This window comes from Streptomyces sp. NBC_01481 (assembly GCF_026339995.1).
GTDB lineage: Bacteria > Actinomycetota > Actinomycetes > Streptomycetales > Streptomycetaceae > Streptomyces.
The window spans coordinates 88559-107435 of sequence record NZ_JAPEPT010000006.1; the positions used below are offsets into that span (position 1 = coordinate 88559).

Below are 18877 nucleotides of genomic sequence, written 5' to 3' on the forward strand. Positions count from 1 at the left end.
TGGGTGGGCCGGGCTCAGTGGTGAAGGATCTTTGAGAGGAAGTCCTTCGCGCGGTCGCTGCTCGGATTTGTGAAGAACTCCTCCGGCGTCGTCTCCTCGACGATCCGGCCGTCCGCCATGAAGACGACACGGTTGGCGGCCGATCGGGCGAAGCCCATCTCGTGGGTGACGACGACCATCGTCATGCCGTCACGGGCGAGCTGCTGCATGACCTCGAGAACTTCGTTGATCATCTCGGGGTCGAGAGCCGACGTCGGCTCGTCGAAGAGCATGACCTTCGGATCCATCGCCAGTGCACGCGCGATCGCGACGCGCTGCTGCTGGCCGCCGGAGAGTTGCGCGGGGTACTTGTCCGCCTGTTCGGCGACCCCCACCCGGTCGAGCAGGGAGCGCGCCCGCTGCTCGGCGTCCTTCTTGTCCTTCTTGCGGACCTTGATCTGGCCCAGCATCACGTTCTCCAGCACCGTCTTGTGCGCGAAGAGGTTGAAGGACTGGAAGACCATGCCGACGTCGGCCCGCAGCCGGGCGAGCTCCTTGCCCTCGGCGGGCAGCGGCTTGCCGTCGATGGCGATCTCGCCGGAGTCGATGGTCTCCAGGCGGTTGATGGCGCGGCACAGCGTCGACTTCCCGCCGCCGGACGGCCCGATGACGACCACGACCTCCCCACGGGCGATCGTCAGGTCGATGTTCTGGAGCACATGCAGCGCGCCGAAGTGCTTGTTGACGTTGCTCAGCGCGATGAGGGCGTCGCTCCTGGCCTGCGTGGCATTTCCCATGGTCACTGTTGCTCCGCTCATCGGCTTCCTGCTCCGTGCGCCGCCGGTCCGCCGCATGCCGAGCGCCCCTAGGTCTACGCAGCAGCGTCGTACTGCTGCCAAGTTACGCCGTCAGGCCGTCGTGATCTGGTACGCCTTCCGCAGTGTCTCGTGGACGGTCCAGGTCGTCCGGTCGCCCTCGCGCAGGACGCACGCGTCGCCCGGGCCGACGTCGAACGTGGGGCCGCCCTCGACCGCGATGGTTGCCCGGCCGCTGACGACGACGAAGAGCTCGTTCGCCTCGGTGTCGGTCACCACGCCGGGGGTGATCTGCCAGATTCCCCGGATGTTCTTGCCGTCCTCCGACTCCCAGAGCACCTTGCCCGACACCTCGGGGGTGCCCCGGACGATCTGTGCGGGGTCGAGCGGGTCCGGCTCGAGGTCGGCGTCGGGGATGTGTACGGCGAAACTGTTGTACGTCGTCATGATCGCGACGTTAGGCCATACCGGGTGGCGCGGGGCAGGGACACAGTGCCGCTCTCGTCCCCGGTGCGCCGTATTCTCGGACTACAGAGAGTGCGTGCATCATGACGCCGCTGCCGACGGTTCCCCACGGGCGCCGGCGGGTGACTCGAAGGGGCGTCCGCCATGCCCGCGAAGACGAAGAAGAGATCGGCCGCCGCCGTCGCGATGCTGTTCGTGACGCTCGCCCTCGCCGCCTCCGGGTGCGAGGGCGGCGACGGCAGCAATCCCCCGGCCCGTGACCGTACGCCGTCCACGAGCGCGTCCGTCCCGCCTGCGCATGTACTCGCGGTGAAAATCGACAACGTCGCTCCCGCCCGGCCACCGACGGGACTCGACAAGGCGGACATCGTCTATGTCGAGCGGGTCGAGGCGGGCCTCAGCCGGATCCTCGCCGTCTTCTCCTCCCAGCTTCCGCCCGTCGTCGGCCCGGTACGCAGTGCCCGTGAATCCGATCTGGAACTGCTGAGGCAGTTCGACCGGCCGACCCTCGCCTTCTCCGGGGCGCAGAGCAAGCTCCTGCCGGTCATCGAGGCGGCCCCGGTGAACGCGGTTCCGCCGGGAAAGGCACCTGGGGGCGCGTACTTCCGCAGCCAGGACCGGGCCGCCCCGCACAACCTCTATCTACGGCCCGCGCGCGTTCTGCGCGACACCTCCGGCGTCAACGCGGCCACGTACGCCGGCTTCACCTTCGGTGCCGAGCCCCCGGGCGGGAAACCGACTGCCGCGTACACCGTGCGCTATCCGGCCGCACGCTTCGCCTTCACATGGTCGCCACAGAGGGCTCAGTGGCTGGTGGCCATGGACGGCACCCCTTCCCGCACACAGGCGGGGCAGCAGCTGGGGGCCGCCACCGTCGTCGTGCAGTACGTATCCGTGCGCCCGTCGAAGTTCCACGACCGGTCGGGAAACATTTCTCCGTACACCGAGACCGTGGGCTCCGGCACGGCGCTCGTCCTGCGTGACAGCAAGGCGCACAAGGCCGAGTGGAAGCGCCCGACCACCGAGTCCGGGACGACGTTCACGACACCGGACGGCAGGCCCATGGCGTTCGCCCCGGGACAGGTCTGGATCGTGTACGCAGCTCGCTGATCCGGGCACGCGACCGGTCCGGGGCCGCGACGGGTCTTCCGTGGCCGGACTGTAATGCTCAAGTTCCGCTCAGATGTGATGACGATGCGAGGACTCAGGCTTATCGTCCTCCCAGCTGTCTTCCCATCGAGAAGGCCGGAGCAATGCACCGATGACGGACATTTCGACGGCCTGAGGGCGCCGTCCCGTCATTCAGCCTCCTCGCGCACTCTGCTCAGTCTGTTGATTTTTGAGGATGTTCCACCATGAAGTCGTGCAAGTCCGCCGCGATTGCGGCGATCACTGTGCTGTCGGTCGCCCTCACCGCCACCGCCTGCAGCGGCGGGTCCGGTAATGCCTCCGGTGACGAGCCCACCAGCAGCTCGAACGGGAGTAACCCGAGGCTGCCCACGTACACGGTCGCCAAGGACGTCAAGATCGACTCCCAGACCCTGAAGAAGGCGCAGAGGGCCGGCAAGCTCATCATCGGCGCGAAGAACGATCAGCCGTTCCTCGGCTTCGAGGAGAAGGACGGCAGGCGGTCCGGCTTCGACATCGAGATCGCCAAGATGGTCGCGGCGAGTCTCGGGTTCTCGCCCGACAAGATCGAGTTCAAGACGGTCGACACGAAGAACCGCGAGGCCGCCATCTCCAGCGGCCAGGTCGACCTCTACGTCGGCACCTACACGATCAACGACGAACGCAAGAAGAAGGTGGGCTTCGCCGGGCCGTACTACAGGGCCGGCGCCGACCTCCTGGTCCGTAAGAACGACGGCACGATCGGGGGCCCGTACTCCCTGGAGGGCAAGACGGTCTGCTCGGTCAAGGGATCGACCGCCCTCCGGGAGATCAAGAAGCCCGACTACAACACGACGACGGTCGAGACGTCCAAGTACTTCGAGTGTGTCCAGAAGCTGCTCGACAAGAAGGTCGACGCCGTCACCACGGACGACGCCATCCTCATGGGCTACGCCGCCCAGCGCCCGGACAAGCTGAAGGTCGTCGGCAACCCGTTCACCGAGGAGCCCTACGGCATCGGCATGAACAAGGACGACAAGGCGCTGCGCGAAGCGGTGACGGAGGCGCTCGAGGCGCACGACGAGAACGGCGACCACAAGAGGGCGTACGCGGCGACGCTGGGCCTTTCCGGCTCGAAGTACGGCGGTGCGCCGGTGGTCGAGCGCTACTGACGCCTGGCCGGCACCGATGCCGAACCGGCTTCCGGAAGCCGGTTCGGCGCGTCACCGGGCTCTGTAGCGCCCTGCCCCCAACTGGCCCAGGCTGGAGGGCATGAGACTGCTGCTTCTCGGCGCGACCGGCCCCACCGGCCTCCAGCTGGTCGGTCAGGCCCTTGACCAGGGGCATCACGTCACCGCGCTCGTCCGCAGTCCGGAAAAGCTGCCTCGGGTCGACGGCCGTCTGACCGTGCTCGTCGGTGATGTCGCCGACGAGCAGGAGCTCGCGACTGCCGCCGTGGGCCAGGACGCCGTGCTGAGCACGATGGGAACGGGGAGGAGCCTCACGTCCGACATCGTCAGCCGCACCGTGGACGCGCTCGTCCCCGCCATGCACGATGCGGGAGTCGACCGCCTGATCTTCCTCTCGGCCTTCGGCGTCAACGAGACCTACGCCCAGGCTTCGCTGCCGCAGCGGTTCTTCTACCGCACGATGCTGAGGAAGATCTACCCCGACAAGGGGAAGGCGGACCGCAAGCTCCTCGCCGCCGACCTCGACGTGACCCTCGTCTATCCGGTGACGCTGACCAACCGGCCTTTCACCGGCACCTACCGCGTGGGTGACCATTTCGAATTCAGGGGCATGCCCAAGATCAGCCGGGCGGACGTTGCCCACTTCATGCTCACGCAGCTCACGGACCCGACCTGGTCCCGGCGCACCGCCATCCTCACCAACTGATGTGGCTCAACCTCCCCCCGGTCACCGGTTCCGGCACCTCTGATCAGTCCGTCACGAGTACGGCCACGCCCGTGATCCGTCCGACCGCCAAGTCCTCCAGGGCCCGGTCGGCCCGTCGCATCGGGTAGCGGGTGACCCGCACCGTGGGCCGCAGACGCGCCGCCTCGGCCAGGAAGGCGCGGCCGTCCTCACGGGTGTTGGCGGTGACGCTGCGCACGGTCCGATCCTGGAACAGGTGCCGGTCGTAGTCGAGCGGCGGGATCTCACTCAGATGAATCCCGGCGATCGCGAGGGTGCCGCCGCGGTCCAGCGCCGCGAGCGCGACCGGCACCAGGCTCCCGGCAGGGGCGAACAGGATCGCCGCGTCCAGAGGCTTCGGGGGCGCGTCCGCTCCGGCCGATGTCGCCCCCAGCTCCAGCGCCAGCCGCTGCGCACCCCGCGAGCGGGTGACGACGTGGACCTCGGCGCCCCGGGCGATGGCCAGCTGGGCGGTCAGATGCGCGGAAGCGCCGAATCCGTAGATGCCGAGCCGGCCGCCGGGAGGCAGGTCTGCCCGCTCCAGCGCCCGGTAGCCGATGATGCCCGCGCACAGCAGGGGCGCTGCGTCCTCGTCGCTCCACCCTTCCGGCAGGCGGTAGGCGAAGCGCGCGTCCACGAGCAGGTGGTCGGCGTAGCCGCCGTGGATGTGCCAGCCGGTGTAGCGGGAGTCGGGGCACAGATTCTCGCGCGCGCTTCGGCAGTAGCGGCACTGCCCGCAGGTCTCCGCAAGCCAGGCCGCGCCCGCCCGGTCGCCGACGCGGAAGTCCTCGGCATCCGGCCCGGTGGCGATGACCTCGCCCACGACCTCGTGACCCGGCGTACACCGTGGCTTGTGGGGTGGCAGGTCGCCCTCGGCCAAGTGCAGGTCGGTCCGGCAGACTCCGCAGGTGCGTACGCGCAGCAACAGTTCGCCCGGGCCGGGCGCAGGCGTCTCGCGCTCGACCAGCCGCAGCGGGGCGGACGTGATCGGTCCGGGGTGCTCGACCACCCACGCGGATGTGGCCGCGGGGCTCGGGGATGTCATCGGTCTCCCTCCTGTCCGCGCAACGTATTCTCTCGTAACTCCTCCCTGCCCCGCCGCATGGTGGTGACCAGGTTGGCCACCTCCAGCATGGCCAGATGCTTGCTGACGGACTGCGTCCGCCCACAGGCACCCACGCCCACGTACCGGCCGGGCGTCTAGAGGAGTCCGTGGTCGTGCGCGTAGATCGCCGCCTGGGTGCGGTCGCGAAGCCCGAGCCTGCCCAGGATCCGTGAGATGTGGTTCTTGACGGTGCCCTCGCTGACGTAGAGCCGGGACGCGATCTCACGGTTGGTGGAACCGGCGGCGATCAGCCGCAGCACCTCGACCTCACGGGCGGTCAGACCGCCGGGCGGAGCGCCGTTGGAGGACGCAGCGGCTGAGTCCCCAGCGCCCCGGCCGGGCTCGGCGGGCAGCAGCGCGCCGGTGAGAATCCGGGCCACCGAGGAGTCGAGCTGGGTGACCCCGGCATGCGCAAGACGCACCGCGTCGGCCAGTTCGGCCGCGGGCAGGTTCTTCAGCAGATAGCCCGCCGCCCCCGCGCGCAGTGCCCGCACCACGTACTCGTCGTCGTCGAAGGTCGTCAGCATGACGACCTTGCACGTCGGGGCCCGTGTGCTCAGCTGGGCCACTGCCTCGACACCGTCCATCACCGGCATACGGACGTCCATCAGGATCACGTCGGGCGAGTCCCTCACGGCAGCCTCGACGGCCTGTCGTCCGTCGGCGACCGCGCCGACCACGGTGATCCCGGGCTGCAGGGTCAGCAGGGAGGCGATCCCTTCCCACACCAGCTCCTGGTCGTCGACGACCAGCACCGCCACCGCGTCGCGGGCCCCCGGTGGTCGCGTGCTCATCGCACCGCCTTTGCCGGCGCGCCCGGCGTGCCCTGAACCTCGGGCGGCGAGGCGACGGCCCGCGGCAGCGTCACGGTCACCGCGGTCCCGGCATCCGGTGCCGAGTGGATGTCGACCGTGCCGCCGAGCAGCGCCACCCGCTCCCGCATGCCGCGCAGGCCGTATCCCTCGCAGGCACCGTCCGGAAACCCGCGTCCGTTGTCGGTGACGGCGAGCCGCGCGCCGTCACCGCCGAACGTGACGGCGACGGACACCCGGGTCGCGTGCCCGTGGCGATGGGCGTTCGTCAGCCCCTCCTGGGCCGCGCGGTACAGGGCGGTGAGCGCCCCGGTGCAAAAGCCGCGCTCGTCGCCGCTCACCTGCGCGACGATCTTCAATCGGCCCCCGTCGGCGTGCCGGGCGAGGTCGGCCAGGGCGCGGGAGAGCGAGAACGGCTCACCCTCGTCGCGCAGCGCGCGTACCGAATGGCGCACCTCGTCGAGCGCGCGCACCGCCGACCAGTGCGCATGGCCGACCGCCTTCCGCGCGATCTCGGCGTCCCGGTCGTGAAAGGCCTCGGCCTTCTCCAACTGGACGGCGATCGCCGTCAGATGGTGCCCAAGACTGTCGTGGATCTCCCTGGCCAGCCGGTTGCGTTCCTTGGCCGTCGACAGCTCCGCCACCCGCTCGGCATGGTCAGCCAGCCGCTCGTGGGAGTCGCTCAGCTCGCGCAGGGCGTGTTCCAGCCGCGCCCTGCCTTCCTGTTCGCCGACCGCCACCGCGGCCATGGACACGGCCAGCACCAGACCGATGCCGAGCATGAGCAGGTCGGAGATGTGCTCGGCCGTCGCCCACCACCGCGGCACCCACAGCACATTGCCCGTCAGCAGCAGCCCGAGGCATCCGGCGCTCGCGACCAGGGCCGCCTTGCGGCCCAGGGCGAAGTAGGCCGTGAACGGGACCAGTACGAACAGTGCCCGTGAGACGCCTGCCTCGTCGAAGACGCTCACTGCCGCGTACAACCCGAGACGGGCCGCCAGCAGGAGGACCGCGGGGCGAGTCGGCGTGTGTTCGGAGTAGCGGCCGCGCTCGAAGGCTTCGAGCGCGAAGAGCAGCAGCAGGCAGGTCACGAAGCCCGCCGTGCCCGCGAGTCGGAGGCTGCCCTCTCCGAGAGTCTCGTAGTACAGCCCGCCGGCCAGCACCGCGGCGTAGAGCGCGGACGGGACCCAGCGCAGTGGCCTGGGGGGTGTCGGTGGTGCGGCCATACCAACCCCCTGCGGAACTGCGGCACTTGCTCCCTGGCATAAGGCGAGCTGCGCTGCTGCGCTGCGCCGGTCGTGTCCCAGCAGGATACGTCGCGGTCACGACCGCGCCCCCGACTCCCGCCCGGCCCGGGGCAGATGTGGCCAAAGGTCATGTGCCGTCCGGCCGGGCGGCTGCGGCAGGGCGCGTGACCCTTCGCTCCTCGGTGTGGCCGCAGGGCACTCACCGCGCGCTCCCATGCCTTTCTACGGTCGTCCTGTTCACGTCGGACATCCCGGAAAGGACACCGCATGACTGTCTTCGGCCGTCTCGCCGCACTGACCGCGCTCGTGCTGGCGGCGACCTTGACCCCGGCCCTCGCCACCGGCGGCGGGACCGCAGGCACCGCGGCAGGAGGAGGATCGCGATGCGGCGGGCATCCGCCGCGCGTGCCGGGAGCGGAATTCATGATCTCCGCCTGCCTGCCGGATCTCACCACCGGTGGAACCGTCGCAAGCGGTCACACCGACCCGGCCGACTGGGCCGGTCTGGAACCGCCCGGCACGGTCAGCCCGCCCGCCGTTCCTGGGCTCCAGCTCGACGGCTACTTCCCCGACTCCTCCACCACCAATCGGACCCACGGCTGGAACCACGACAGCCAGTTCGTGATCAGACTCCCCGAGCGGTGGAACGGCGGCTTGATCGTCGCGGGCCCGCCCGGCATCCGCGAGCAGTACGCCAATGACCGCATCATCGGCGACTACGCGCTCTCCAGGGGATTCGCTTTCGCCGCCACCGACAAGGGCAACACCGGACCGCAGATCTACAAGGACGGCCGCCGCCCGGGCAACGCCATCCTCGAGTGGCACCGGCGCGTCACCCAACTGACCGTCGCCGCCAAGCGCGTTGCGGCCCAGCGGTACGGACACCCGCCCTCCCACACGTACGCCGCGGGGGCATCCGCGGGCGGCTACCTCGTGCGCTGGCAGCTGGAACGGCATCCGGGGCTCTACAGCGGCGGTATCGACTGGCACGGCCTGCTGTTCACCCGCGACGCGCCCAATCTGCTGACCACCCTGCCACCGGCGCTGCGCGCGTATCCCCGCTACGTGGCCGGACGGCCCGGCGCGCACGAGGAGATGCTGGCCGCCGGTTACCCGGCAGGCACCGAGCCGCTGTGGGGCCTGCACCACCGCACGCAGTGGGACACGCTCCAGCGCATCGTGCGGGAGGAACTGGACCCCGGCTACGACGGCGCGGCCGAAGGCGGTACGCCGTTCTGCCCCGAGGGCACCGGGCCCGGCTGCGACACCGACTACGACTACGCCTCGCGCCCCCGCTCGGTGCACAAAGCCGTCGAACGGGTGTCGCTGACCGGGCGCATCGGCAAGCCGCTGATCACCGTGCACGGCACGCGTGACGTGCTGCTGCCGATCAGCCGGAGCGGGGATGTCTACACCCGGATGGTGAAGGACGCCGGCCGCGGGGACCTGCACCGGTACTTCCGGATCACCGACGGATCCCACACCGACGGTCTGTACGCGGCCCATCCGGAAACGGTCCGGCCGATGCTGCCCTGCTTCCGTGCGGCGTTCGACGCGATGGTCGACTGGACGCAGCGGGGTGTCACCCCGCCCCGTAGTCGCACGGTGCCCCGGCCGGACGACGACGCAGGCGTGGACTCCTGCTCACTGTGAACCGGCGGCTCACGGCGCGATGTTGTGGTTCAGGCGGAACAGATTGCCGGGGTCGTAGCGCCGCTTGACGGCCGTCAGGCGGTCGTAGTTCTGACGGTAGTTGGCCCGGACCCGGTCCTGGTCGTCGCTGTCCATGAAGTTCACATATCCGCCCTCCAGGGAGTGAGGCGCGAGCGCCGCGGCGAAGGCCCGCGCCCAGGGGACGTTGGCCGCGCAGTCGGCGCGGGTCATGAGGGTCGGGCTGAGTGCCGTCGCGAAGTCGGCCTCCCTGTAGGTGAACGCGGTCTCCTCGGGGCCCACCCGGTGGCAGGCGCCGTCGATGGGGAAGATCACCGTCGCGCTCTGGATGGTGGGCGTCGAGGCGCCGTACTCGACGTACGCGTCGACGGCTCCGTCCGGCAGACCGCGGCTGAAGGTGCCCTTCCAGTAGTGGAAGAGACCCGCAGGGAGCAGTTCGTCGAACAGCGTGTTGATCACCGGATACGGCATGCGTTCGACGTACTGCCCCACCACCGGACCGAGGTCGCTGAGACGGGCACGGATCCGGTCGTCCTCGTCCTCGGCACCGGTCCAGCAGGTGACCACTCCGCAGAGCGGCCGCCCGTGCCAGCGCTCCGGCAGGAACGGCACGGGCGGGCCGAGCGCGACGACGAGCAGAGCACCGAGCTTCTCCTCGGAATCGGCGATCAGCTCGCGGTATCGCCGTATGACGTCGCCGTCGAGGGGATAGAAGGTCGGCCCGCCGAGAATGTCGGCCACGGGGTGCAGCCGGTACTCGAAAGACGCGACGACCCCGAAGTTCCCGCCTCCGCCGCATACCGCCCACAGCAGGTCGGCGTTCTGCTCCCGGGTACAGGTGCGGAAGGATCCGTCCGCCGTGACCAGGTCGGCCGAGAGCACGTTGTCGCAGGCCAGCCCGCAGCGCCGGGCCAGATGGCCCATGCCGCCTCCGGTGGTCAGCCCGCCGATACCAGTGCTGGACACGATTCCGCCCGTGGTGGCCAGACCGAAGGCATGCGTGGCGTGGTTGACATCGGCCCAGGTACATCCGCCCTCGGCCCGGGCGGTACCCGCCTGCGGGTCGACCCGGATCCCGCGCATGCGGCCGAGGTCGAGTACAACGCCGCCGTCGCAGGTGCCGTAGCCGGGGACGCTGTGGCTGCCGCCTCGCACGGCCAGCAGCAGATTCTGCTCCCGGGCGAAGTCCACGGTGGCGACGATGTCGCCCACGTCGACCGCCCGGACGATGATCGCCGGGCGCTTGTCGTGCATCGCGTTGTAGACCTTGCGGGCCTCGTCGTAGTCGGGGTCGGCAGGCTGGATGATCTCGCCGCGTACCGCCCCCTGCAGCCGCTCCAGCAGCTTGCCGTCGAGGGCTGGTGTGTAGGTGGTCATGACCGCCACCCGCTTTCCACGTCGTCGGGGATCAGGGGATGGGTACAGCTCTGTTGTAGGCACGGGGCCGGGCAGGGCTCATCGCCACAACCGCCCATGTCGGTTGTCCGGGCATGGGCAGAACAGCCCATGCGCCGCACCGTGCAGGGGTCACGCGAGGCCGTGTGTGCACGCGTAGGCCGTGGCAGCGGCCCTCGATGACACATCAAGCTTCGCGAAGATGTTGTTGAGGTGGCGGGCCACGGTGTGCTCGCTGATGACCAGCTCGGAGGCGATGGAGCGGTTGGTCCGGCCCGCGGCCACGAGGCGCAGGACCTGGACCTCGCGCTCGGTGAGCTCGCCGGGGAACCGATGGCGCACGGTGTTGAGCAGGGCCGCCGCCCGCCGTTCGTCGGGCACCGCGCCCAGTCGCTCGAAGACCGCCCGGGCGGCCCGGAGTTCCAGCCGTGCGCCTTCGTCGTCCCCGGCGGCGCGATCGGCGGCGGCCAGCGTCATACGGACCTGCGCGGCCTCGTACGGCACTCCCAGGTCCAGCCACAGCGAAAGCGCCCGGTGCAGCAGAGGCAGGGCGCCCTCCAGGTCACGCTCGGCGAATGCCACCGCGCCGCCCGCCGCGGCGGCGATCGCATGCAGCACCGTGGTCTCGGACTCGCGGAGCTGCTGCCACTCGCGCGCGGCCGCCTCCAGTTCGCCCGCTGCCGCACGGGCCTGGTCGAGCCGGCCGAGGGCGAGCGAGACCTCGACCTGGGCCGCGAGCAGCCGGCAATGCCCGAGGCGGCCGGGGCCACCGCCTGCGTCACCACCCTCATCGGCCGCGAGTGCGAGCCGCAGGGCAGCTGCGGCGGAGTTGGCCTTGCCCTGAGCCAGGCGCAGCAGCGCGAGCCCCGGCTGCGGGTCGCGGCCGAGCTCGTGCGCGCGGTCGTACGAGGCCTCGGCCGCGGCCGGCTCGCCACGCCGCCGCTGGATTCCGCCGGTCAGATAGAACGCCTCCGCGGCGGCCCGCGCCTCGTAGGGAAGCAGTTCCTCGCAGGTCAGGGCGGCCTCGGTCGCGGCCCGGGACCATTCGCCGGACAGCTCGAGCACCTCGACCCGGTGCACTCGGCACAGACCCCGGAAGTTGTTCTCCTCGGGCATCGACGCACACCAGGCCATGGCCGCGTCGGTCCACTCGGCGGCGCGCTCCAGGTCGGCGGAGGCCATGCACTGCTGGAGGCCGAGGCAGTAGATCCACCCGGTGAAGAAGGAGCTGAGCTCGCCCGCCATGGCCGAGCACATGGCGTCGTCGAGCAGTGCGAGCCCGCCTGCGATCCGACCCTCGGCCAGCAGCACGCTCGCCTGCGCCTGGGTGCTCATGGCGAGGAGATCCTGGCTGCCGCAGCGGCGCGCGATACCGGCCATGCGACGGGCACAGCTCATGGCCTCGTCGTACGCCCCGCGCCGCTGCGCGTCTTCTGCCTCGACCCAGGCGAGATAGCACTGCTCGACGCACTCGGGCTCGCCGCCGAGGTGCTGCCGCGCCCGGCGCAGCCAGCCGGCGGCCGCGGCCGTACGCCCTGCGAGCTGAAACTCGTAGAAGAGCATCCAGGCGCTGAATCCGGCCCGGCGGGCGGCACCGGCGGCCACATACCCGGAGTAGGCCTTGGTCCGCGCGGCGATCGATTCCTCGACGCGGCTGGTCCACCAGGCGGCGTCGGCAAGTGCGGCGAAGTCGTCCGGGCTCATGCGGTCGTGGTCGAATTCACGCAGGGCGGCGTAAGCGTCGGCCCAGGCCTCCCGCGCCACAGCGTCCATCGCCCGCTCGGTCGCATGATCGACGGCTTGATCTCTGCCGGTGATCTGCTCAGCCACGGCGGCTCCCTTCTCGCTGTCCGCGAGCCGGACCACCCCTCACCAGCATAGGAGCGCGCGGCTCCGAGGGGGCGGCAGGGACCGGACGGCTCCGCTCCGGGCAGGCCGCGCACCCGGCCCGCCTGGCCCCCACGGCTCACAGCGGCCTCTGGGGGCGCATATATAGACTTGACGCTGACCGTTTTGGTCTCAGATCACTCTTTTGGTGCTCTCTATGGCGACACAAGAGCCCGGCCCGTCGTCCGCCACGCAGCCGGACGATGCCCACCTCCTTCAGCAGGCGCTCGACGCGGTCAGGGTCGGGGCCTGGAACTGGGACATCCGCACCGGCGACCTGACCTGGGACAAAGAGATGCCACTGGTCCTCGGCATCGGCCCGGACGTCTTCGACGGGCGGATCGAGACCTGGCGGAGCCTGATCCACCCCGATGATCTGCCCGTTGTGCTGGCGCAGGCCGAGCAGGCCCTGCGGGAAGGCGCCGAGTACAACACCAAACACCGGGTGCGCCGACCGGATGGCACCGTCGGCTGGGTCGCGGTCCGCGGCCGGATCGTCCTCGGCGAGGACGGCGCACCCGCCCACATGGTGGGGCGGCTCTGGGAGACCACCGAGAGCCTGGCCGCCCTGGACTCGGTCGGCCGCGCCCTGCGGCACATGAGCGACGGATTCCTCGCCGTCGACGCCGACTGGAGGGTCCTCTACGTCAACGGCCTGGCCGAGCGACTCCTCGGCCCTTCCCGGGAACTCGTCGGCCGGACACTGTGGGACATCCCGCAAGTCAGTGCGCCCGGCCTCGAATCGGGGTGCCGCCAAGCCGTCGCCGACCGCAGGCCGGCGGGGCTGGATCTGCGGTTGCCCGCCGACGGCCGCTGGTACCACCTGCGGCTGATCCCGGTGCCCGACGGACTGACGGTCTATCTGACCGATGTCACCGAGAGACGCCAATTGGAGGAGGAGCGGCTGGCAGCGGAACACGCGGCCGCCGAACGAGCCGCACGCATTGGGGAGCTGACAGCGGCGCTCGCCGAGGCACTCACCGCGGAGGACGTGGTGGCCGCGGCCGCCGAGCGGGTGCTGCCGCTGTTCGGCGCGACCGGGCTGATCGTGCAGGCCCGTGAAGGCGGCCGGGTACAGCCCGTCGGGTCGGTCGGATACCCGCGCGCGTTTCTCGACCAACTGGCCCGGGGCGGCATCCCCGCCGGCTCCCTCAGCGAACTCGCGCTGAAGGACGGTATCCCGAGGTTCATCGCCTCGCTGGAGGAGATGGAGGCCGACTACCCGGGGATGAGCGGCATCCCGAGCATGAGCGGGAAGCAAGCCTGGGCATTCCTGCCGCTGATGGTCTCCGGCCGCGCGGTCGGCGGCTGCGTGGTCTCCTTCGACCGGCCCCGCCGGCTCACCGGGGAGGAGCGCACCCTGCTGGTCGCGCTCAGCGGACTGGTCGCCCAGGCCCTGGAACGGGCCCGGCAGTACGACGCCGAGCACGGCCGAGCGCAGGCGTTGCAACGCGGCCTGCTCCCCCGGGCGCTGCCGTCCCTGCCGGCCGTCGCCGCCGCCGCCCGCTATCTGCCGGCCAGCGAGGGCACCCTCGGCGGCGACTGGTACGACGTCATTCCGCTCTCCGCCGACCGCGTCGCGCTGGTCATCGGCGACGTGATGGGCCACGGCCTCCCCGAGGCCGCCACCATGGGCCGACTGCGCACCGCCGTACACACCCTGGCCGGTCTCGAACTGCCTCCCGACGAGTTGTTCTCCCACCTCAACGACCTGGTCAGCGAGCTCGGCGACGATTTCTACGCCACGTGCCTGTACGCGCTCTACGATCCCGCCTCCGGCCTCTGCACGTTTGCCGGCGCCGGACACCCTCCACCGGCTGTCGTCCACCCCGACGGCACGGTGCACTTTCCCGATGTCGCCGCCAACCCTCCGCTCGGCGCGGCCACGCCGCCCTTCGAAACCACGGAGCTGAAGCTGCCCGACGGAAGCCTCCTCGTGCTCTACACCGACGGTTTCGTGGAATCCGCCCGGCGCGACATCGACAGCGGCATCGAGCAGTTGGCCAAGGCACTCACCGTCGGCCTCGACGGCGCGCGGGACACGGGACCGGCCGAGGTCGGGGAGGCCTCACCGGGTCCCGAGTGGCCGGCGTCCCACCGCCACAGCGAAGCCGGGCATCTCGACCGGCTCTGCGATTCGCTCGTCTCGGCTCTCCTGCCCGCCCAGGAGGAGACCAACGACGATGCCGCTCTGCTCGTTGCCCGCACCCACACGCTCGCGGCCGAGGACATGGCCACCTGGCCCCTGCCCGAGGACCCCCTCGCGGCGGGCCTGGCCCGCGACCATGTCCGGCATCAGCTGGCCGCATGGCGGCTCGACGATCTCGTCATGACCACCGAGCTGATCGCCAGCGAGCTGGTGGGCAATGTGGTGCGCCACGCGAAAGGACCCGTCCGGCTGCGCCTGCTACGGAGCCGGACTCTCATCTGCGAGGTCTCGGACGGCAGTCTCACCACGCCCCGTATCCGCCGTGCCCTGGACACCGACGAAGGCGGCCGCGGACTCCAACTGGTGGCCGCGCTCAGTCATCGCTGGGGCACTCGTTACACCTCCGACGGCAAGTGCATCTGGACCGAGCAGCCATTGGCCGAGCCCCCGCGGTGACAGCTCAGTGCTTGCCGGCGGCCACCGTACGACCGAACCGGCGAAAGGGCCGCCACCGCATCACCCGGGTTGCCACGGCGGCGTATGCGATGCCGACGACGAGTGAGACGATCATGGACACCACCGCGAACTGGTCCTCCAGGCGCGGGAAAACCTGCCAGTGCGTCACGTAGATGTAGAGCGAACTGCCGGCCAGTACGCCTGCCACGCGGTTGACGGAGGCCAGACTCGGCAGATTCCGCACCCACACCAGGAGGGCGAGGCCGCCGATGATGACCGCCTCGCGGGCCGGCTGTCCGAAGAGGCCCGGAACCGTCGTCAAGGCTGCGGCCGTTACCAGCAGCCGCTGCCGCACAGTGATCGCCTTCGCGGCGGCCCACCCCATGGCGAAGAGCCAGAAGACGGTGACAGCCAGCGGAATGTGGCCGCGGGCGTCGAGGCCGAGGAGGTCATAGCGCCCGATCAGACCGAGCGTCATCAGGGCCACGGGAAAGGCGAAGGGGAAGCGCCTCTCGGTGCGGTCCACGAGCGGTACGGCGAGCACGGCGGTGGCCGCCGCCAGGATGTAGACCAGGGCCTCGATGAACCAGAAACCGGTGTGCGGTCCGAGGAGGCTGGTGAGCAGCAGGACGTCGGTGAGCCGATAGTCGTCGGTGACCAGCAGCATCAGTGCCAGCCAGGCCACACTCGGCGCGGCGATCCGTGTGATGCTCCGCCCGAGGTTCCGCAGGCGCTCTGGGCGGTCGGCCGAAGTGAGGTGGAAGCGGGCGAAGTTGTACCCGGCGACTCCGAGCAGCACGTGGGCGCCGCCCTTGACCATGAAGAGATGGATGTGCGAGCCGACGATCAGCACGATGGCGACGGCGCGCAGGGCGACCCCGGTCTCCAGGGTGCGGCGGCGGGTCTTCGGCCGGTCCTCGGCCGGCTGCCCCGACGACTTGCTGAGCTCACGGATCGGGAGCGTGTGCCAGTTGTCGGGCAGCCGGCCGAGCGCCTCCTCGAGGTTGAGCGACATCTCGACGTAGCTCAGCGAGTCGCCGCCCAGGCCGACGAAGCTGCTGTCCTCGGTGACCTGGTCCCGGTCGAGAATCTCCGCGTACAGCCGGCACAGGTCAACGGGTCCGGTGGGCGTCGTCCGCCCGGCCGGCCCGGATGTCGCCGCGTCTGCAAGGGACTCGGGCCGGGACAGTTCGCGTACGGCCCGGTAGTCGGCCTTTCCCGTGGCGAGCCGGGGCAGTTCGGACAGGACATGGACGCGTACGGCGCGGGCCGGCAGGCCGCATTCGCCGGTCACCATCCGCCGCACGCGTACCGGGTCGACAGCGTCCGGATCACCCGCGACGGCCACCACCAACTCGTCGTCGTCACCGGTGCAGCAGGAGGTGATGCCGTGCTTCTCGAGCATCGCCTCGACTTGTTGCGGATCGATCCGCAGGCCGAGGATCTTCGCGAACCGGCTTCGCCGCCCGCGCAGTTCGTACAGCCCCTCGGGGGTGCGTCGGGCGATGTCGCCGGTGTGCAGCTCGTCGATGGACCGGCCGAGCGCGAGGTCGTCAGGGCTTTCGGCGTAGCCGAGCATGACGTTGGGGCCCGCGTACACCAGCTCGCCGGTGTCCTGGCCGGGCCAGTCCGGCAGCGGCTCCAGCCGGAAGGAGCCGCCGGGGATGGCGACTCCGGCTGCCTCGGGATGCGAGTGAGCGAGGTCGGGTGGCAGGTACGCCATGCGGGCCGTCGCCTCGGTCTGGCCGTACATGACGAACAGGTCCCAGCCGGCGGCCCGGCCCAGGGCCGCGTAGTGCGCCACCCGGTCGGGTGCCAGCCGCCCGCCTGCCTGGGTGACGTAGCGCAGGTGCGGCAGCTCCATCGAGGCGAAGCCGACCCGGTCGAGCAGATCGAAGGTGTAGGGGACCCCGGCGAAGGTCGAACCCCGGCCTGCCTTGAACAGCTCCCAGAAGCAGGCGTCGGCGACCGAGAGGTCGGTGAGGATCACGCCGGCGCCGCGCAGCAGATGGCTGTGGATGACGGAGAGCCCGTAGCAGTAGTGCATGGGCAGGGTCGTGACCGCGCGGTCGCTGTCGCGGATGCCCAGGTATTCCGCGATGGATTCCGCGTTGGCCTGCAGGTTCTCGTGCGACAGGCGGACGAGTTTGGGTGAACCGGTGGAGCCTGAGGTGCTGAGCAGCAGCGCGAGGTCCGGGTGCAGGGTGTGCGCGGAGACCGCGCGTCGCTCGTCGAGCACCCATGCGCCGCCGTCGGGGCGCGCCACGACATCCGGGTCGTACGCGTCGGTCAGCGACTGGACGGCATCTGCATGGTCGCCGGGCACCAGCAGGACGGGGTGCCCCGCCGCCAGCGCCGCGAGGTGGACGACGAGGGCGTCGACCGTGTTGGCGCCGACGAGGAGGATCAGGCGCCGTTCCGGGCCGAGGCGGTGTGCGGTCTCGGCCACCCGTTCGGCGAGCTCACCGTAGGACACCGAGCCATCGGCGGTGATGACCGCCGTGCGGTCACCGTGGGCCGAGAGACTGCGGGCGAAGGGGACGGTCTTGGTGCCTGGGAGCAGGCCGGAAGGCGCTATCACGAGCGCATCTTAGGAAAGCCTTACTTTATTTGATAGTCACAGAGATGTCACAGCCGATCCACCGAAGATCCACAGGTCAGCGGCGGGTAGGGTCGGCTGCGCCGACAGGTCACCGGCGCTGGGGCTGTTGTGTACGTCACTCTTGACGTTTAGGTTAGCTTTACCTTATTCATAGGGCGTTCAAAGGTTCCTCCGCGGCACCGTCACGCCGCTCGCTCCCTGACGACGCGACGCGCGGCGACGGAAGTGAGCCATGCAGGAAGGCTTCCCTCATGCGACGCCCCTTGGTCCGACGTCTGACCGCGCTCGTCGCGGCAGCTCTGCTTGTGCCCGCGCTCGCGGGCTGCGGCAACGACGAGGACGACGCCGGGCTCGTCATCTACTCCGGCCGCAACGAGAAGCTGGTCAAACCCCTGCTGGACGAGCTGGAGAAGGCTGTCGGCACGAAGGTCGCCGTCCGCTACGGCGACAGCGCCGAGCTCGCTGCCCAGATCCTGGAGGAGGGCGACAAGACCAAGGCCGGGCTGTTCTTCTCCCAGGACGCCGGAGCGCTCGGAGCCCTCTCCACGAAGGGCCTTCTGCAGAAGCTGCCGCAGGCGTCGCTGGACCAGGTCGACGCGGCGTTCCGCGGCGGCGCCGGCGACTGGGTGGGCACCTCCGGGCGCGTGCGTGTCCTCGCGTACAACCCCGGCAAGGTCGCCAAGGTGCCGGACAGCGTCCACGAGCTGACCAAGCCGGAGTGGAAGGGCAAGATCGGATACGTTCCGACCAACGCCTCCTTCCAGGCCTTCGTCACCGGCATGCGCGTCCTGGAGGGCGACGAAGCCACCCGCACCTGGCTCAAGGGCCTGAAGGCCAACGACCCGAAGGTGTACGAGAACAACCTCAAGGTGCTGGAAGCAGTCGGTGAGGGCGAAGTCTCCCTCGGCCTGGTCAACCACTACTACTGGTACGAGCAGGTCGCCGAGAAGGGCGAGGACAAGGTGGGCGCAAAGATCCACTTCCTCCCCGGCGGCGACCCGGGCGCCCTGGTGAACACGGCCGGAGTCGGCATCCTCAAGGGCAGCGACCAGGCCCCGGTGGCCCAGAAGGCCGTCGACTTCCTCCTCTCGAAGAAGGCGCAGACCTACTTCGCCGAGGAGACCAAGGAGTACCCGCTGGCCGCGGGCGTCACCAGCACGGTCAAGGACCTGCCGCCGCTGAAATCCCTCGACGCCCCCAAGATCGACCTCGGCAAGCTCGATTCGCTTCAGGAGACGCTGAAGATGCTGCAGGACGTCGGGATGGTCTGAGC

The 18877-nt window shown here is 70.1% G+C and carries 14 protein-coding genes; 6 read left to right on the forward strand and 8 right to left on the reverse strand.

Going from position 1 to position 18877, the window contains the following annotated elements:
- Nucleotides 1-14 precede the first annotated feature (14 nt).
- Together OOK40_RS30340 and OOK40_RS30345 are read right to left on the reverse strand one after the other, a co-directional pair.
- Nucleotides 15-797 (reverse strand): amino acid ABC transporter ATP-binding protein, encoded by a 783-nt coding sequence (locus tag OOK40_RS30340; protein WP_266487894.1) that lies wholly within the window; start codon nucleotides 795-797, stop codon nucleotides 15-17.
- 90 nt (nucleotides 798-887) lie between these two features.
- Entirely contained in the window at nucleotides 888-1241 is a 354-nt protein-coding gene (locus tag OOK40_RS30345; protein ID WP_266487910.1) for a cupin domain-containing protein, read from the reverse strand.
- Nucleotides 1242-1403: 162 nt separating this feature from the next.
- Here OOK40_RS30345 and OOK40_RS30350 point away from each other — a divergent pair, with 162 nt between their 5' ends.
- From OOK40_RS30350 to OOK40_RS30360, 3 genes are all read left to right on the forward strand, one after another.
- Nucleotides 1404-2369: a DUF3048 domain-containing protein gene (locus tag OOK40_RS30350; protein ID WP_266487912.1), complete on the forward strand. Its 966-nt coding sequence runs from the start codon at nucleotides 1404-1406 to the stop codon at nucleotides 2367-2369.
- Between the two features lie 245 nt (nucleotides 2370-2614).
- The gene (locus tag OOK40_RS30355) at nucleotides 2615-3538 is read left to right on the forward strand and encodes a glutamate ABC transporter substrate-binding protein (protein ID WP_266487914.1); all 924 of its coding nucleotides are present in this window, start codon (nucleotides 2615-2617) and stop codon (nucleotides 3536-3538) included.
- A gap of 100 nt (nucleotides 3539-3638) precedes the next feature.
- A complete protein-coding gene (locus OOK40_RS30360; protein ID WP_266487916.1) occupies nucleotides 3639-4262 on the forward strand; it encodes an NAD(P)-dependent oxidoreductase in 624 nt (207 codons plus the stop codon).
- A gap of 43 nt (nucleotides 4263-4305) precedes the next feature.
- On the opposite strand, the gene OOK40_RS30365 is transcribed toward OOK40_RS30360, so the two are convergent.
- From OOK40_RS30365 to OOK40_RS30375, 3 genes are all read right to left on the reverse strand, one after another.
- Nucleotides 4306-5325 (reverse strand): zinc-dependent alcohol dehydrogenase family protein, encoded by a 1020-nt coding sequence (locus OOK40_RS30365; RefSeq protein ID WP_266487918.1) that lies wholly within the window; start codon nucleotides 5323-5325, stop codon nucleotides 4306-4308.
- Nucleotides 5326-5480: 155 nt separating this feature from the next.
- Nucleotides 5481-6179 carry a response regulator transcription factor gene (locus tag OOK40_RS30370; protein WP_266487920.1) on the reverse strand — a complete coding sequence of 233 codons (699 nt, stop codon included), beginning with the start codon at nucleotides 6177-6179 and terminating at the stop codon, nucleotides 5481-5483.
- The gene (locus OOK40_RS30375; RefSeq protein ID WP_266487922.1) at nucleotides 6176-7423 is read right to left on the reverse strand and encodes a sensor histidine kinase; all 1248 of its coding nucleotides are present in this window, start codon (nucleotides 7421-7423) and stop codon (nucleotides 6176-6178) included. The genes OOK40_RS30370 and OOK40_RS30375 overlap by 4 nt, the downstream gene beginning before the upstream one ends.
- Nucleotides 7424-7711: 288 nt before the next feature.
- On the opposite strand from OOK40_RS30375, the gene OOK40_RS30380 reads away from it, so the two are divergent.
- Nucleotides 7712-9097 carry a tannase/feruloyl esterase family alpha/beta hydrolase gene (locus OOK40_RS30380; RefSeq protein WP_266487924.1) on the forward strand — a complete coding sequence of 462 codons (1386 nt, stop codon included), beginning with the start codon at nucleotides 7712-7714 and terminating at the stop codon, nucleotides 9095-9097.
- 9 nt (nucleotides 9098-9106) lie between these two features.
- Here the strand turns inward: OOK40_RS30380 and OOK40_RS30385 are convergent, their stop codons facing one another.
- The gene (locus OOK40_RS30385) at nucleotides 9107-10492 is read right to left on the reverse strand and encodes an FAD-binding oxidoreductase (RefSeq protein ID WP_266487927.1); all 1386 of its coding nucleotides are present in this window, start codon (nucleotides 10490-10492) and stop codon (nucleotides 9107-9109) included.
- A gap of 150 nt (nucleotides 10493-10642) precedes the next feature.
- Nucleotides 10643-12283 carry a helix-turn-helix transcriptional regulator gene (locus OOK40_RS30390; RefSeq protein WP_266488524.1) on the reverse strand — a complete coding sequence of 547 codons (1641 nt, stop codon included), beginning with the start codon at nucleotides 12281-12283 and terminating at the stop codon, nucleotides 10643-10645.
- A 271-nt stretch (nucleotides 12284-12554) separates the two neighbouring features.
- On the opposite strand from OOK40_RS30390, the gene OOK40_RS30395 reads away from it, so the two are divergent.
- On the forward strand, nucleotides 12555-15002 hold the full coding sequence (locus OOK40_RS30395; RefSeq protein ID WP_266487929.1) for a SpoIIE family protein phosphatase: 2448 nt from the start codon (nucleotides 12555-12557) through the stop codon (nucleotides 15000-15002).
- A gap of 4 nt (nucleotides 15003-15006) precedes the next feature.
- Here OOK40_RS30395 and OOK40_RS30400 read toward each other — a convergent pair whose 3' ends face one another.
- The gene (locus OOK40_RS30400; RefSeq protein WP_266487931.1) at nucleotides 15007-17583 is read right to left on the reverse strand and encodes an AMP-binding protein; all 2577 of its coding nucleotides are present in this window, start codon (nucleotides 17581-17583) and stop codon (nucleotides 15007-15009) included.
- Between the two features lie 272 nt (nucleotides 17584-17855).
- Between OOK40_RS30400 and OOK40_RS30405 the strand changes: the two genes are divergently transcribed.
- The gene (locus OOK40_RS30405; RefSeq protein ID WP_266487933.1) at nucleotides 17856-18875 is read left to right on the forward strand and encodes an iron ABC transporter substrate-binding protein; all 1020 of its coding nucleotides are present in this window, start codon (nucleotides 17856-17858) and stop codon (nucleotides 18873-18875) included.
- The last annotated feature ends 2 nt before the right edge of the window (nucleotides 18876-18877 follow it).